General features: G+C 70.0%; 8 protein-coding genes. 1 reads left to right on the top strand and 7 read right to left on the bottom strand.

Going from position 1 to position 15,978, the window contains the following annotated elements; genetic code table 11:
• Window positions 1-55 precede the first annotated feature (55 nt).
• The gene (locus tag DB30_RS30735; protein WP_052555721.1) at window positions 56-964 is read right to left on the bottom strand and encodes a LysR family transcriptional regulator; all 909 of its coding nucleotides are present in this window, start codon (window positions 962-964) and stop codon (window positions 56-58) included.
• Window positions 965-1,094: 130 nt separating this feature from the next.
• Here DB30_RS30735 and DB30_RS30730 point away from each other — a divergent pair, with 130 nt between their 5' ends.
• Window positions 1,095-2,192: an MBL fold metallo-hydrolase gene (locus DB30_RS30730; RefSeq protein WP_052555719.1), complete on the top strand. Its 1,098-nt coding sequence runs from the start codon at window positions 1,095-1,097 to the stop codon at window positions 2,190-2,192.
• Window positions 2,193-2,926: 734 nt separating this feature from the next.
• Here DB30_RS30730 and DB30_RS30725 read toward each other — a convergent pair.
• The 6 genes from DB30_RS30725 to DB30_RS42875 form a co-directional block, all read right to left on the bottom strand.
• Window positions 2,927-3,340, bottom strand: coding sequence for a hypothetical protein (locus tag DB30_RS30725; RefSeq protein WP_146661335.1), 414 nt, complete (start codon window positions 3,338-3,340; stop codon window positions 2,927-2,929).
• A 20-nt stretch (window positions 3,341-3,360) separates the two neighbouring features.
• Window positions 3,361-4,650, bottom strand: a complete 1,290-nt coding sequence (hutI, locus tag DB30_RS30720; protein WP_052555715.1) for an imidazolonepropionase — start codon at window positions 4,648-4,650, stop codon at window positions 3,361-3,363.
• Window positions 4,647-6,356 (bottom strand): urocanate hydratase, encoded by a 1,710-nt coding sequence (hutU, locus tag DB30_RS30715; protein ID WP_052555742.1) that lies wholly within the window; start codon window positions 6,354-6,356, stop codon window positions 4,647-4,649. The genes hutI and hutU overlap by 4 nt, the downstream gene beginning before the upstream one ends.
• A 230-nt stretch (window positions 6,357-6,586) precedes the next feature.
• Complete coding sequence (locus DB30_RS30710; protein ID WP_146661333.1) at window positions 6,587-7,966, bottom strand: WGR domain-containing protein; 1,380 nt, start codon at window positions 7,964-7,966, stop codon at window positions 6,587-6,589.
• Window positions 7,967-7,986: 20 nt separating this feature from the next.
• A complete protein-coding gene (locus DB30_RS30705) occupies window positions 7,987-12,246 on the bottom strand; it encodes a UvrD-helicase domain-containing protein (protein ID WP_052555711.1) in 4,260 nt (1,419 codons plus the stop codon).
• The gene (locus tag DB30_RS42875) at window positions 12,243-15,335 is read right to left on the bottom strand and encodes a PD-(D/E)XK nuclease family protein (RefSeq protein WP_052555709.1); all 3,093 of its coding nucleotides are present in this window, start codon (window positions 15,333-15,335) and stop codon (window positions 12,243-12,245) included. The genes DB30_RS30705 and DB30_RS42875 overlap by 4 nt, the downstream gene beginning before the upstream one ends.
• Between the last annotated feature and the right edge of the window lie 643 nt (window positions 15,336-15,978).

Here is a 15,978-nt window from a genome sequence, read left to right as displayed (position 1 = left end):
CGCCAAGTCATGCTCGCGCGCCGACCTCGCGCTGCTCACGCTCGCCGCCATGGGATCAGCAGCTCGGCGGCCGCAGCCACGGCGGCGTGGTCATGTAGGCCGCCAAGGCATCGATGAACGCGCGGACCTTGGCCGGCAAGTGCCGTCGGCTTGGGTACAGCGCGTGGATCGGCACGGGCCAGGTCCACGCGTCGAGCACCTGCACGATCCGGCCGTCGGCGAGCGCCGGGGCGACGTGAAAGTCCGGCAGACATGCGATCCCAAGCCCACAGATCGCGGCCTTCAGCAGCGCCGCGCCGCTGTTGGCCGTCATCGGTCCCGACACGCTGACCGTGCGCTGCTGCTCACCCGCCTGCAGCGACCACTTGGCTGGGGTCGGGCTGTTGGAGTAGAGCAAGCACGCGCGCTCGCTCAATTCTTCGGGCGAGCTCGGCGCGCCCACGCGCTCGAGGTAGCGCGGACTGGCCACGACGAGCCGGTGAGCCACGGCCAGGCGCTTGGCGATCAGGCTGCTGTCATCCAGCGACCCCGCTCGAACCGCGACGTCGAAGCCCTCGGCGAGCAGGTCGACCGCGCGATCCAAGTACACGACATCGAGGCTCAGCTCCGGGTTGTCCCGGCCAAAATTGGCGATCCAACTCGCCAGCCAGGTCACGCCCAGGTTCGTCGGTAGGCTGACCCGCAGGCGCCCGCGCGGCGTCGCTTGCAAGGCCGTGACGTCGTCCTGCGCGTGGGACAGCAAGCTCAGACCTTCGGCGCAGGTCTCGTGATAGACGGCTCCGGCCTCGGTCAGGGTCAGCTTGCGGGTCGTGCGATGCAGCAGCCGCACCCCAAGCCGATCCTCGAGCCGGGTGATCAACTTGCTGGCGTACGAGCTCGAGATCCCCAGCTGCTCACCGGCCGCCGCGAAGCTGCCCGCCTCGACCACGGTCACGAAGGTCTCAATCTCGACGAGCTGACTCATGGTGCGTGGCCTGGGGCGCCCTGGGCAGCGTAGCGGTTATCCGTGATTCCGGCCTGAGAGTCAGGAGTCTCGTGCCTCGTGAGGGTCTAATCAGCGCCGAGCCTCGGTCCTAGGCTGAGAAACGGACCTCATGAACACCCTATTGCGCACCATCCTCCCCTCCTTCTTGCTGCTCGCGGCCTGCACGGAGCCCGGCTCCGGCACGGACGCTGACACAGGCACCGACTCGACCTCGGACGCGGACTCGACCTCGGAGTCCGGCGACACGGCGGGCGAGCCCCAGGAATTCGTCGCCTGCGATGATGAATTCACGATCACGGACCCCAACCCGATGTACGCGTGGACGCCAAACGCGGTCACGCTCGAGTCCCACGAGCTCAGCCCCCGCGTGTTCGAGGTCCACGACGCCAACGCCAAGGACTACGCCGCGGCCGGGATCCCGCTGGCGACCAGCGGCGGGTTCGTGATCGGCGACGACGGCGTGCTGCTGATCGAGACCATGGTCAACCGCCAGCTGTTCTGTCAGCTCATCGATCTGGTCCACGAGCAGACCGACAAGCCGATCCTCTACGCGATCAACACCAGCTTCCACGGGGATCACAGCTTCGGAAACGCGTACCTGCCGGACGAGGTACAGATCGTCCAGCACGCCCGCACGGCCGAGTACATCGCGGATCACTTCGCCGAGGACGTCGCGTTCATGGAGGCGGGCTTCGGCGCGGACCAGGGCATCGGCGAGGCGACAGCCGTCGCCGCTGACGTGCTGGTGACCGACGCCGGCTGGTCGGTCGACCTTGGCGGCGTCGTCGTCGTCGCCCAGTACCACGGGTTTGGCCAGACCGAGGGTGACCTGTTCGTGCACGTGCCCGCGGCCAAGGTGCTGTGGACCGGCAACCCGCTAATTGCCGAGGCGCCAGCGCTGCCGTGGCTGCTCGAGGGTCAGGCCCAAGCGGTCCGCGCCACGCTCGCGGCGGTCAAGGCCTCGGTCCCCGCCGACACCACGATCGTCCCCGGGCACAGCCACCCGCTCGGCGTCGAGGACTTCGACTTCTCGATCGACTATCTCGACACCCTCGTCGACGAAGTACAGATCGCCGTCGACGAAGGGCTGACGGTCGAAGAGACCGTGGCCGCGGTCACGATGGAGCCGTTTCAGGGCTACGCGCTGTGGGACTGGATCCACAGCAGCATCAACGTGCCAACGACCCACGCCGAGCTGGGGGGCTGACTTCTCGGGCACCGCCGTGTTCGTCCCGCTGTACGGGCTGGGGCTGGGGTGGTTGTTCGCGGTGGGTTGCGTGCCGATGCGGCACCGCGCACGGCTGCAGATGGTGACAACCCGGCTACGGTCTACTCCAGTCTCGTGACCCCGCTTCCTCTCGTGTCTTCTCACTGGCCCGACCAAGCTTCTCTTCGTTAATCTCCACGTGCGTAGATACGCCGGGTTGCCACCATCTGCGGCCTTTGTGCGCTCGACGTCGAGCGTGAGGTTCTCTCCGCTCCGAGCACGCGATCGGCGGCGCGTGTTCGGTCGCTTTCTCGCGACGCCGTAGCGCACGGACCTGGTCAGTGACTCACCAAGGAGCTCGACTCGCGATGATCGAGGCTCACCGACAGGTGCTGTGGTTAGGCCCCCCAAAAAGACAAGTGGCCCACCTCCTCCACTCAACGAGTGCCCCCCGCCAGTTCGGATCGGCGAACACCACGTCAGGAGTAGAGTGCACAAAGGCCGCAGACGGTCCCAACCCGGCGTATCTACGCACGTGGAGATTAACGAAGAGAAGCCAGGCCGGGCCAGTGAGAAGACACGAGAGGAAGCGGGGTCACGAGACTGGAGTAGACCTAGCCGGGTTGGGACCGTCTGCAGCCCGTGCACGGTGCCCCATCGGCACCCAACCCACCGCACCCAACCAACCACCCAACCCCGTGACTGCCCAAACTCCATGTGGGTGTCATGACTTGCTATCCAACTCCGCCAGCTTGAACCACGCAGACCTCCCCCTCGACGGTCCAGATCGTCAGGCCCAGCTGCTCGTAGGCGTACAGCAATTCCACGTCACGCCCGATCTTCTCGGCGTCGATGTTGCTGGGCATGCCCAGCGTGACGAGCAGCTGGCCCACGCCCATGCCGATCAAGTTGCGCCCGTCGACCATGCAAAACTCGTAGAAGCTGACCGAGTCGACCTTGCCCTCGCCGTCGACGTAGATGATCAGCGTCTCTTCCAGCCCGGTCACGCCGTACTCGGCGTAGCCCTCTTCGGCGCCGTACTCGGGCTCGGGATCCCGCAGCACCAGCTCGGGGTGCTCGGTCACGCGGTCGCCGAAGCGCATCGTCCCGACCCCGACCCCGGGGACCAAGGCGTATCGCTTGGCCAAGAGCGGTTGGGTGTCGGCGTTCACACGGGTGCTCGATCCACTCGTTGACCGCGAGACCAAACCTCGCGGATGAGCGGTGAACCAGCATGATAGACGAGTTCTCGGTAGTCGTTGGACGCAATCACCAACAGATCCGCGCTGAGCCCGGGTGCGAGTCGGCCGACCTCGCTGGCCAGGCCCAGCGACGCGGCCGCGTTGTGGGTGGTCGCCACGACCGCCTCAGCCGGCGTCAGCTTGCAGCCATAGGAGGCTAGGGCCAGCACCACGGCGAGGTTCTCGAGCGCGCACGAGCCCGGGTTGCAGTCGGTCGCAACGGCGATCGGCACGCCCGCCTCGATCAGCGCCCGACCGTTGGCGTAGGGCTTGCCGAGCACCAGGGAGGTCCCCGGCAATAATGTTGCGACCACCCCGGCCTCGCGCAGCGCCGCGCGCTCTTCGTCAGAAAGATGCAGCAGGTGGTCGGCCGAGCGCGCGCGAAGCTCCGCGGCCAGCTCGGCGCCGCCCGTGTGACCAAATTCGTTGGCGTGTAGGCGCAGCTCGAGCCCGAGCCGCAGCGCCGCCTCGCACACCTTGCGCGCCTCGGCCTTGGTGAACGCGCCGCGATCACAGAACACGTCGGCGTAGTCGGCGAGGCCCTCGCCCACCACCGCGGGCAAGATCTGCGTGCAGATCCGATCAATGAAGGCGGCGCGTGCGTCATCGCTGCCGCGCGCCTCCTCGGGGATCGCGTGCGCCGCCAGGCAGGTCGCCTTGATCCGAAACCCAGCCTCGTCGCGCAGGCGCCTGGCGACCCGCAGCTGACGCAGCTCGGACTCGAGGTCGAGCCCGTAGCCGCTCTTGATCTCGAAGGTCGTGGCCCCGCAGCTGCGCATCCGCGTGATCCGAGCCAGGCTCTGCTCGTAGAGTTGCTGCTCGCTCGCGGCCCGGGTCTGGCGCACGCTCGACAAGATCCCGCCGCCCGCCGCGAAGATCTGCTCGTAGTCGGCCCCGCCCAGACGCAGCTCGAGCTCGTCGCGGCGGTGGCCCGCCCACACCAAGTGGGTGTGGGTGTCGATCAGCGCGGGCATGATCAGCGCGCCGCTGCAGTCGTGGGTGACCTGCGGCGCCGCGAGCTCGCCGGCCGCGAGCTTGGCGGTGAACTCCGCGTGGGTGCCGACCCACGCGATCCGCCCGTCCTCGATCACCAGCGTCGCGTGCTCGAGGATCCCGAGCTCGCGCATCGCCGCGCCGGCCCGGGCAGCTTCATCCCCCGCGAGGGTCAACATCTGCGCCGCGTTGGTCAGCGCGATCGTGGTGGACACGCCGGTCATCCCGGCTCCTTGGGCCAGGTGTCCGACACCGGCTCGGTGATCACCGTGGTCCCGGGGATCTTCACCCCGTAGCGCTTGGCGAACTCGATCGCCTGCTCGTAGCCGGCGTCGACGTGGCGAACGATGCCCATGCCCGGGTCGCTGTGGAGCACGCGCTCGAGCCGCCTGGCTGCGTCGGGGGTGCCATCGGCGACCACGACCATCCCGGCGTGGATGCTGTAGCCCATCCCCACGCCGCCGCCGTGATGCACCGACACCCAGCTGGCCCCGGCCGCGGTGTTGATCAACGCATTGAGGATCGGCCAGTCCGCGACCGCGTCGGAGCTGTCCTTCATCGCCTCGGTCTCGCGGTTGGGCGAGGCGACCGAGCCGCAGTCGAGGTGATCCCGACCGATCACGATCGGCGCCTCGAGCTCGCCGCTGGCGACCATCTCGTTGAACTTCAGCCCGGCCCGGTGCCGCTCGCCGTAGCCAAGCCAGCAGATCCGCGCCGGCAACCCCTGCCACGCGACCTGCTCACCGGCCAGCTCGATCCAGCGACGCAGCGCCTGGTCTTCGGGGAACAGCTCGAGGATCGCCTGATCCGTTTTGTGGATGTCCGCGGGGTTGCCCGACAGCGCGGCCCACCGAAACGGGCCCTTGCCCTCGCAAAACAGCGGGCGGATGTACTCGGGGATGAAGCCCTTGATCGAGAACGCGTCCTCGACCCCGGCCTCGACCGCGTACGCCCGAATGTTGTTGCCGTAGTCAAACGCGACCGCGCCAGCGTCCTGCATGTCCCGCATCGCTCGCACGTGCCGGCCCATCGCGGCGATCGACTGGCGCACGTAGGCGTCGGGATCACGCGCGCGCAGCTCGAGCGCGGCGGCCAGGCTCATCCCATCCGGCACGTAGCCGCCAAGCGGATCGTGGGCCGAGGTCTGATCCGTGATGATGTCGGGGATCACGCCGCGCCGGACCAGCTCGGGCAGGACCTGCGCGCAGTTGCCCTCGAGCCCGACGCTCAGCGCTTGCTTGTTCGCGCGGGCCTCCGTCAGCCAGGCCAGCGCCTCGTCGAGCGAGCTGGTGCTGCGCATCAAATATTTGTGCTCGACCCGCCGCGCGATCCGATCTGGATCAACCTCGATACACAGGCACGCCGCGCCCGCCATCGTCGCCGCCAGCGGCTGCGCGCCGCCCATGCCCCCAAGCCCGCCCGTGATGATCAGCTTGCCGGCGAGATCACCGTTGAAGCGATCGCGCCCGCAGGCCACGAAGGTCTCGTAGGTGCCCTGCAAGATCCCCTGGGTGCCGATGTAGATCCAGCTGCCGGCCGTCATCTGGCCGAACATCGTCAGGCCCAAGGCCGCGAGCCGATTGTGCTCTTCCCAGGTCGCCCACTTCGGGACCAGCAGCGAGTTGGCAAGCAGCACGCGCGGCGCGTCGGCGTGGGTCTTGAAGATCCCGACCGCGCGGCCGCTCTGGACCAGCAGCGTCTCGTCATCCTCGAGGCTGCGCAGCGACGCGACGATCCGGTGGTAGTCCGGCCACGAGCGCGCCGCCTTGCCGGTGCCGCCGTACACGACCAACTCCTCCGGCGCCTCGGCCACCTCGCGGTCGAGGTTGTTCATCAGCATGCGCAGCGCGGCCTCTTGCACCCAGCCCTTGCACGTGAGCGCGGAGCCGTGAGCGGCGCGAATGTTGGGACGATCGTTCGTCGACGTCATCGACGCCGACAATATCCTATACCCCCACATGGACCTTAGACTTCGCCGACGGCAGCCGCTTCGCGTCTGGTCGCTTCGCTCCTCGGGGCTGTTTGTGCGCGGTCGCATGTGTGGCCCCCTGGAAAGGGGGCTCGGGTGGCCTTGAAACCCCCACGGAGACTTTCGCACCTCGCTGACGGCAGACGCGCCAGCAGTCTGAGGTCTATGTGGGGGTCCAGAGACGACCCCCGTTACTCGCCGACGCTGACGTAGTAGCTCAGCCGGCCGTTGTACTCGTAAGGCTCCTCTTGGCGGTCGACGGCGGTGTGGGGCAGCGCGGCCGTGAGCTGGGCACACATCTCGGCCGAGATGAAGTTGTTGCTGAGGTTGAGCGCCTCGAGATGCGAGAACTGCTTCGCGGCGTCCAAGATGTGCTGGGCCCCCGCGTCGGTCATGGTGCCCAGCGACAGATCCACGCGGGTGAGCTGGGCCAGCAGCGGGCTCTTGGCTAGCTCGCGCGCGATGTCATCTTGGAACTCGGCGTTGCACAGGCCGAGCTGGCGTAGCTTGGGTACGCCCTTGCCCGTGAACAGCGGCGCCAGATCCGAGATCGTTCCGCCCGCGCCGTAGTCCGAGCTGCCGAAGTACACAACCAAGTTGGTGGCCGCGGGGAGCTTGCACTTGCCGACCGCGCGGACCGTGGTCTGCGGCAGCCCGCCGGTCTCGAGGGTCACGGACTCCAAGCGATCGTGGTGTAGCTGCGACAGCTCGATCTCACCGCCGCGCACATACAGCCTGCGCAAGCGCGGGACCACCGGCAAGACCTTGGTCACGTCGCCGACCGAGGTCGAGGAGATGTCCCAGTACCCGCCGGTGTCGGCGATCGACAGCCTGGTCAGTGCCTCGAGCTTGCCGGCCTTGGTGATCGCCTGGACGTTCTTGTCCATGACGCCGCGCCAGTCCTCATCGTCATAGGTGGTGCCGATCGAGAGCTCCGCCAAGAACGTGGCCGCGGAAGACTTGACCAGCGCGCGCAGGATCGTGTCCGGCGAGGCGCCGCTCCAGTCCTCGTCGGTGCCGCCCACGCTCGCTTTGACGATGTAGCCACGCGACCACACCAAGCTCGCTACCTCATCGATGCCCTCGTGGCTCAGGTGCTTGGCCAAGCCGCCGAGCCACGCCTTGCGGTGCTCGGCCTCGATCTCGGCGATCCGGGCCTCGAGCTGCTTCTTGGTCGCGCCCTTGGCTTGCGCGCGCTGAAGATCCAACGAGATCAGCTCGCCGCGAACATCGTGCTGCTCCTGCAGCCAGTCCCCGTAGACCTGCCAGGCCTCGTCGTTGGTCGGGTTATCGAAGATCCCAGCCTCGAGCGCGGGGTTGCGCGGACCCTCGGCCTCGGCCCGCTTGGCCGCCGCCGCCGTGTCGACCGCGACCTCGGCGTAGCCCTTCTTGATCTTGCTCTCGAGCTTTTTGGTGCCCTCGGCCTCGGCCTTGGCCGGCGACGCGCAGGTCTTGGTCTGCGTCTGCCCGTCGGTCCCGACCTTGCCGTAGCGAACCGTGTAGGCGTCGCCTTCGATGTCGAGCTCCCAGAACTTGTGTGACTTGGCGTCTTTGTACTCGAGCCTACGCATGACCCCGATCTCGTACCGCACTATTGGGCGTCTGCGGAGATCTTGGAGATCAGCCACATCGGCTTGCCCGCTGGCGCCAACCACAGCCCAAAGCGGCCCAGGTACTGGACCTCGCCGCGCGGCCGCCAGCGCGCGAGCGCCTCGCGGTACAAGAGCAGCTGCGGCCCGTACTCCCACTGCAGCTCCTGCATCTGCGCGCGCGAGCGGACCTTGCTGGTGACCTTGTAGTCGAGCACGTTCCACAGCCCCTCGCCGTCGCGCCACAGCAGATCGATGCGGCCGCTGATCCAGTGATCCCGGGTCGCCTCGCCAACTAAGGCGTTGATGTCGACCTCGTGAAATAGCTGGCCGCGCGCTCGAGCCTCGCGCAACTCGTCGAGCAGCGGCTGGTCCTCGGCGAACAGCTCGATGCAGCGCACCAGCCAAGTCGTGATCCGCCGCCGCTCGCTCGGGTCGCGCGCGGCGTGGGTCACCGCGACCATGCCGGTCAGATCCGCGCTGCGCGGCGGCTCGCCCTCGAAGTCCCAGCGCTCCATCGCGCGGTGAAACAGATCCCCGAGCGCGCGCGGATCCTCGTCGTCGAGCAGCGCGGGGCGGCGGGCCGGGAGCGGCATGTCCCACTCGAGCTCGCTGACGGGCCACGGCGCACGGCCGGCGCTGGGCGTCCACAGCTGCATCGTCGGCCCCGCCAGCCACGGCGACGCGGGCGGGGGCGGGTCGGGTGCTCGTTCGGGTGCCGGCTCGGGCGCTGGGGGCTCGGGCGCTGGCGGATCGGTAAAGAACGCCGCGAACCCGAGCTGATCGGGGTGGGTCTTCGGCGCGCGACGTCGCTTCGAGACCGGCCGCGGTGGTTCCGGCTTGGGCTCCGGCTCCGGCTCCGGCTCCGGCGCCTGTCCAGGCGTGGGTGTCGACACTTCGCTGCCTTCGCTGGCGCCCGCGAGCGGGGGAGAAGCCCTCGCCCGAGCTGAGAGCAGATCCGCGACCGGCTCGGCAGCGCTGGGGTGCCCGCGCTCGAGCCCCGCGAGCAGCATCGCGTCATCGATCACCCGCAGGTGCGCCAAGCTCCACGTCGCCGCCCGCGGCCGCAGCACGGGGGTGCCCTTGGCCGCCGGCAGATCAAGCGCGGCGGTCAGCAGCTCGATCGGCCGCTTGCACAGGTACGCCGGCTTCGGCTCGCCGATCAGCGGCCCCATGTCGAAGCGGTACTCGAGCCCGAGCCACGGCTTGTCGTCGTAGTGCACGTGGGCGCGCGCGTCGGCCTCGCCCGAGAGCACCAGGCGATCCCGGGCGCGGGTCATCGCCACGTAGAGCAGGCGCTTGGCCTCGGCGGCCTCGAGCGGGGCCAGCATGTTGGTGCAGGGCGCGTGCAGAGGATCCGGCGGGGCCGAGAACCCTTGGTGCGGCTGGCGGATCCGCGGCACGTTGATCCGCTCGTCGCGCTCGCCGTCGATGGTTGGGATCGGGGCGCCGCTCCAACTGGTGCGCGCGCCGGCCTCGCGAAATTCCCCGATCCCCGCGAGCACGACGACCGGCCACTCCTTGCCCTTGGCGCCGTGCCAGGTCGTGATCGTGACGGCGTCGGCCTCTGGCGAGATCAAGCCCTCCGCCGCCGGCTCGGCGCCCGCGTCGAGCCACGTGCTCAAGCGCTGCAGATCCGGGCCGTCGTGCTCGAGCGTGCGCGCGTGCTCGACGAAGCGCCACGCGTTGGCCACCGCCCGCCGCCCGCGAGGTCCCGCCAGCCAGTGCGCTTCTAGAAAAAACCCAGCGATCGCGTCGGCGAGCAGATCTGCGCTCGCGCGGGCGCCGGCTTGGCGCATCAACGCGAGGCTGCGCGCGCGGCCGGCCTCGAGCGCGCGCGCGTCGGCTTGCAGCTGCGCGAGCAGGCGCGCGTGCGCGTCCGCTGAGGTCTCGTCTTTCTCGGTCGCGATTACCCCCGCCGCTTCCAGGGCCGCGAGCGCGCGCGCGGGATCCAGGCGACCGTGCCGGAGGACCTCGCGGATCCGTCGGGGAAACCGGCGCGGCCAGCTTGGGGTCTGCGGCTCATCCTGCCCGTCCTGCCCGTCCGGCTGCTCATCCTCGTCGTCCCAGGGCTCCCAGACCTCGTCGAGATCGGCGAACTCGGGCAGATCTGGGTCGGCCTCGCGGACGCGCCGATCGACGCCCGGCCAGCGCGCGAGCACGTACAGGCCAAGATCCGAGATCGCAAAGCACGGCCCGCGCAACACCGCCAGCGCGGCCATCTCGTCGTGCTCGTCGGCCCACAGGCGCACGAGGTTGATCAGATCCCGAACCTCGGGGAGCAGCAGCAAGCCGCGGCCGCCGGCCAGATCCGCCGCGATGCCGCGCCGCTCCAGCGCCGCGCGGTAGCCCTCGGCGAGGCTCCAGCGCGGCACCAAGATCGCCAGATCCCGCGCGCGCAGCTGGACGGGCGCCGCCCCCTCCGACGTTTGCTGGGTCGCGCCGTCGATCAACCCGCGAAGGTGCGCGGCGACCCGCTCGGCCTCATCCACGAGCGCCGCGTGATCCGAGGCCCGCGCGCGATCCCGGATCAGCAGATCCACGCCGAGCCCCGGCAGGCGATCTTGCGCGCGCGTGATCACGATCTCGCCGTCCCACTGGACCAAGGCGTGATCCAGCACGTCGCGCAGCCGGGCCAGCTCGAAGGGTCGACCGAGCTCCGTGATGTTGGCCCACGGCAGCACCCCCGCGAACAAGGGCGGAAACAGCTGCATGAAGAACCGGGCCAGGGTTGGCGAGCTGCGTCGGTTCTCGGCCAGCGTGACGATGTCCGCGACCTCGAGCGGCTCGTCCTGATCCCGCAGCTCGCTGGCCCCGCCGCCGCGCAGCGCCACGGCGCGCTGAAACACCTGCGGATCCGCCCCGCGAAACCGGTAGATCGACTGCTTGGGATCCCCAACGAAGAACACCTTCGCGGGCCCGTCCTCGCCGCACAGCTCGGCCAGGCGATCGATGATCTGGGCCTGGGTCGGGTTGATGTCCTGGTACTCGTCAACGAGCACGTGCCGGTAGCGACCACGCAGGTGGACTTGCGCGCGCGGATCGTCGAGCAGCGCCCACGTCAGCAGCTCGAGATCGTCGTAGCGCAGCACCGCTCGCTCGCGCAGGCTCACCGCCCAGTCCGCGCGGGCCAGGGCCGCGAGCGCGACCCAGCGGGCGAGGTGCTTGGCCTGGCCGCGCTCGAGCGATCCGTGGGGATCCGGCAGCACGTCCCGCGAGCGGCGGGTCGAGAGCACCTTGTGGCTGTTGCGGACGTGCTGCAGCGCCGCGCCAAGTGGGCCCAGCTCCGCGCTTGGCCGCATCGTGACCAGCTCCTTGACGTCCGACACGACGCGCTCGAGATCGGGCTCGGGCACGTGGTGGCGCAGCAGCTGGCCGGTCAGATCCCGCAGCTGGGTCTGCTTCGGCGTCAGCCGAGCTTGCTGGCTGGCCATCGCGCAGGCCTGAAACAAGAGCGCGAGCGGGGCCTGCATGAAGCGCATGTAGTCGCGCCACTGGGTTCGCACGAAGTGCGCGCGGGCGGCTTGGATCGCGTCGGGCTCGCGCCAGTCGGCCTCGAGAACCTGGGCGCTCGATGTGGGGTGGGGATCGGGACTCGATGTGGGTTGGGGATCGGGCCGCGCGTGGATCAGCGACCAGTCACGGTCATCGACCATCGCCCGCAGCTCGCGTCGAATGAAGCCAAGCGGATGCGCACCCAACAGCTCCACACAGGCTGCGTGGGCGCGGTGGCTGGGGTCATCGATCGCGCGGTCGAGCCAGCCGGACACGAACGCATCGAGCTCCAGGATCTGCTCGGCCGGCTCGAGCGGGCGCGCGTCGGGGGGCACACCCGAGAGCTCGGGGAACTCGGACAGCATCCGGGCGCACAGCGAGTGCAGCGTGCCGATCGGGGCTGGGGCCACGTGCTCGGCCAAGGCCAGCCGTTCAGCGAGCGGACGCAGCTGCAGGATCTCCTGCAACACCGGGTCATCGTCTTGGTCGATCTGCTCGACCGACGACGTCGTCAGGGCTCCGAACACGCGCGCGCGCATCTCGGCCGCCGCCGCCCGGGTGAAGGTCACCGCCACGACCTGGTCGGGCCGCGCCCACGCCGGGGCGCCTGCTCGCTCGACGCCCGCGATGATCCGCAGGTAGCGACGGACCAGCCGCCACGTCTTGCCCGTGCCCGCGCTCGCAACCAGCACGACCGAGCGCGTGGGATCGAAGATCGGCCCGAACCGGCCGGGAGATCGGCCGGCTTCATGCTTGGGTCGCGTCACTGCACGACCTCACGGGCGCTGCGTGGATCCGGCAAGGGCGAGAGCGCGGGCGGCAGGCCGGTGCGGCGTTGCTCGGCGCTGGGGACCACGCGGGCGAGCTCTTCGATCCGGCTGCTGCGTCCGCCGGCGAAGCTGCGCTGGCCGGGCGCCCGCGCGACCACGGGAAACCGCCCCGCCTCGATCGCGGTCACGAACGCCAGGCAAAAGCTGGCCGCCGCCCCGAGGATCGTCCAGGTCTGCCCGCTCGCGTCCACCCCCAGCGGCTGACCGGGCGCGAAGCCGCGGGCCTCTGGGGTCACCAGCTTGCCGCCGCGCGGCAGCGGTCGCTGCAAGTACTCCAGGCGCAGGGCCCCCACCGGCACCGGCTGCGGCAGGTTCAGCCGCTCGGGCGCGCTCGCCACCACCTGCTGGATCGCCAGCGCGTAGAGCGGCAGCTGCAGGTGCACGCCCGCCCGCAATTGATCCGCGATCGCGGACGGCCAGCGGGGTCGCCCGGTCTTGAAGTCGACGACATCCACGCGGTTGCGATAGGGATCGAACTCGACCCGATCGATCACCGCGACGAAGGGGATCTTGCGCAGGCTCAGATCCAGCTCGAAGCTCGACTCCCCCTCGCGCGCGGGCGACCACTCCGCCGCCAGCAAGAACATCCCCGGCACCAGCTGCTCCGGCTCGGGCCGGCCCCGGCGACCGCTGCTGCGCGCCACCTCGCCGCCCGCTTGCCGGCCCGCGTTCAAGCGGACCTGCCAGTGATCCCACCAGCCGCGCAGCTCGACCGCCCAGCGCTCGCGCTCGCTCGTCCAGATCGCCTCGGCCTGGCCGTGCTCTGCCCGCTTGCGATAGCCCTGCGCCAGCGCGTCCAGGACCTCCGCCAACAGCGGCTCCGAGATGCTCACCAGCTCCAGCGCGCCCGGGTTCGCGGCCAGGCGGGCCGCGTGGGCTGTCTCGAGCGCTCGGTGCACGACCTGGCCCTGCTCGGTCGCCAGCAGCGAAGCCTGCGAGTCGGCCGCCCGCTGCCGCTCGCGCAGCCCGATCACGCGCTCGACAAAATACTGGTACGGCAGCGCGGCGTAGCGCTGCAGCGAGCTCGCCGAGTACGGGGCGTGAGGCTGAACGCGCACGCCCAGCACGCCCGTGTGTGGCCCGACACTGGCCGACTCGTGGCTGCGGATCGCCTCGACCCGGCGGCGCAGCTGGGGCTCGTTCGCCCAGTTGGCCAACATCTCCTCCAGCGGCGCGCACGGCCCGGCGCCATCGGCCGGCAGCGCGATCGCGTCGACGCCGATCGCCGCCTGTGTGCCCTCGTCCTGGCGCCCAGCGATCCAGGCCCCTGGCGGCCGCCGGGCGCCCGCGCCATCGCGGTGCCGCCAGCTGCCCACCACCGGACCCGAGCTCGAGGCCAGCAGCTCGTCGAGCTGCCGCAGCTGCGCCACGAAGCGCGCCCGATCAGCGACCAACCCCTGGCTCGCGCGCAGTGAGTCCGAGATCAGATCATGGTGAACCGGCGGCTGCGGATGCGCGTCGAGCCCGGTCAAGAACAAGCGCGGCGGCAGCCGGCCAACCGTTGAGACGCTGGCGTAGGGCAGCACCCAGACCGGGGCGCCCCCGCCCCCCCCTTCGGCCCGGCTCTGCTCCCAGCTGCCCGCCGACGCGCTGGCCAACGCATGATCGAGATCGGTGCCAAACGTGACCGGCGTCGACGCGCCCAGGCTCGAGTCCGGCGCGCGCATGCACAGGTCGATCACCACCCGCGCCGCCGTCATCTCGGCGCCCGCGACCCCGTGCACCGCCGCGCGCCCGAGCAGATCCCAGTCGTCTAGCAGCCCGCGCAGACCGGCCGCGCTCCACTCCTGCGCCAGCGCATCGAGCCGCTCGACCGCCGCGCCCAGCAGCCGATGCGCATCGCGTGTTCGAGCGCTTCGCTGGTCGATCTGGACCTGCGCCCAGCCCAGTCGAGCCCCACGCTCGCGCACCGCGGCCGCGCTCGACTCACCGCCAGCCCGCAAACGATCCGCGAGTCCCCCGAGCGAGAACGACGACGCCCGCTGCAGCTCCCACGCCGCTCGCAGATCCCCCGGGTGAGGGCAGCGCGGGTAGTCGATCCCCAGCTGCGCCGCGATCGACGACCAAGCCCGCAGCGCGGACCCAAACACCAGCGTCTCGAGGTCATCACGGCGCACCGAGCTGGGCCCGCTCACCACCCGCAGCACCGCTCGAACCGCCCGCGCCGCCCCGGTGTTCGCCGCCCGGCGCTCGACGAACGCCCGCACTGGCACGTCGCGGTGCCGCAGCCTGTCGACCCAACGCGGGACCGCATCGCTGGGCGCGAGGACCACCGCACCTTGCTCCGGCGCGGCCCGCAGCGCGCGAGCCACCGCGGCGATCTCCGCCTCCGGCCCCGCGCAAGCCAGCCGCAGATCCAGCGCCCGACGCCTTCCTGGGTCTTCGCACGGATCCCCACACCCAAAATCGGATCCCCACCGCTCGAACCCCAGCCCGTCGAGCAGCCGCCCCTCCCACGCCGAGGTCAGGGGCGTCACAAAGCCCACCGCCACCGCCGCCTCGCGCCGCCGCAGAAACGACACCCGACGTCGCCCCGCGACGACCCGCGCCGGCGCCTCCCCACGCCACCACCCCCCGTACCCCCGGATCAGCTCACGAAACCGCCCAAACGCCAGCAGCATCCCCGCATCCCGCCCATCCACGCCGCCCGTCACCCGCTCGAGCACCCCATCCAACGATTGCTCCCCCAGCCCCCGCTCGAGCTCCACGAACGCACGCAGAGCCTCGCGCTGGTAGCTAGGCTGCTCGGCGATCGCAACGTAGCGCCCCTCCGAATCCCCCAGCAACGCCTCGCGCACCGCCGCCAACGCCCGCACCGGACTCACCATCTCCCCCACCAACTCGAGCATCGCCGCACCCAGCAAGCCCTCGACATCCAAGACCCGCACCCCCACCACCGCCCCGCGCTCGGCCAGCAAGCTCGACAACCACCGCCCCGCGACCGCGTGCCGAACCAGCACCAACACCCGCCCCGGAGTGTGCTGCTCGCTCAGCGCCGACACGCGCGCGACGAGGTCATCCCGCATGCCTCGCACTATAGGCGGCACCCAAGTTTCTGGCCCGCACCCAGCCGTGCGAGAGGCCTGTCTCCGAGCCCGACGCGGCCGCCGCTCGCTCGCGTCAGACCAGCTCCGACAGACCACCGACCTCGCCAATCCCCAGACACGTTGCCAGCCAACCCCCGCATGTTCGTATCGGAGCGCGCGACCCGATCACGTGGACCGCACACAAGGCCCGGATCGAAGCGCGCAGCTCGATCAACGTCGAGCACACACAAGCCCGCGGAGGCCCCCAATCCCCCGTATCTACGCACGTGGAGATGAGCGAAGACGCAAACCGTCGGGCCAGCGAGACGACACCAAAGGAAGCGGGGCACCCGCCGTCACACCCAACCTCCGACCCCCCAAGCACGGACCCGCCCCCCAGCGAGAGCGGTCACCCCCTCGAAGGGAAAGCTCAGCTCGACAGCCAGCAGACCCCCGCATGGCCCGATCGCGGCGGAGATACCGGTTGCAACACGACGGCCCGGCAACCAGGGCTCCGAGGGTCCCTCGGAGCGAAAATTCACGGCGTATTAGCCCCAATCGAAGCGATGCCGGTCACTCGGACTACCCGAAGACCGACACACCACATGCCAGCGGTGAGTGGTTTCGCTCCGAGGGACCCTCG

Origin of the sequence: Enhygromyxa salina (assembly GCF_000737335.2) — a bacterium.
Classification (GTDB): Bacteria; Myxococcota_A; Polyangia; order Nannocystales; family Nannocystaceae; genus Plesiocystis; species Plesiocystis salina_C.
Note: the sequence above shows the minus strand (reverse complement) of the source record. Positions and strands in the feature narration are given on the sequence as shown.

What these genes read in the sequence shown, in the direction of transcription:
- DB30_RS30735 (WP_052555721.1), bottom strand. Translation starts at nt 964, where the DNA reads ATGAGTCAGCTCGTCGAGATTGAGACCTTCGTGACCGTGGTCGAGGCG.
- DB30_RS30730 (WP_052555719.1), top strand. Translation starts at nt 1,095, where the DNA reads ATGAACACCCTATTGCGCACCATCCTCCCCTCCTTCTTGCTGCTCGCG.
- hutI (WP_052555715.1), bottom strand. Translation starts at nt 4,650, where the DNA reads ATGACCGGCGTGTCCACCACGATCGCGCTGACCAACGCGGCGCAGATG.
- hutU (WP_052555742.1), bottom strand. Translation starts at nt 6,356, where the DNA reads ATGACGTCGACGAACGATCGTCCCAACATTCGCGCCGCTCACGGCTCC.
- DB30_RS30710 (WP_146661333.1), bottom strand. Translation starts at nt 7,966, where the DNA reads ATGCGTAGGCTCGAGTACAAAGACGCCAAGTCACACAAGTTCTGGGAG.
- DB30_RS42875 (WP_052555709.1), bottom strand. Translation starts at nt 15,335, where the DNA reads ATGCGGGATGACCTCGTCGCGCGCGTGTCGGCGCTGAGCGAGCAGCAC.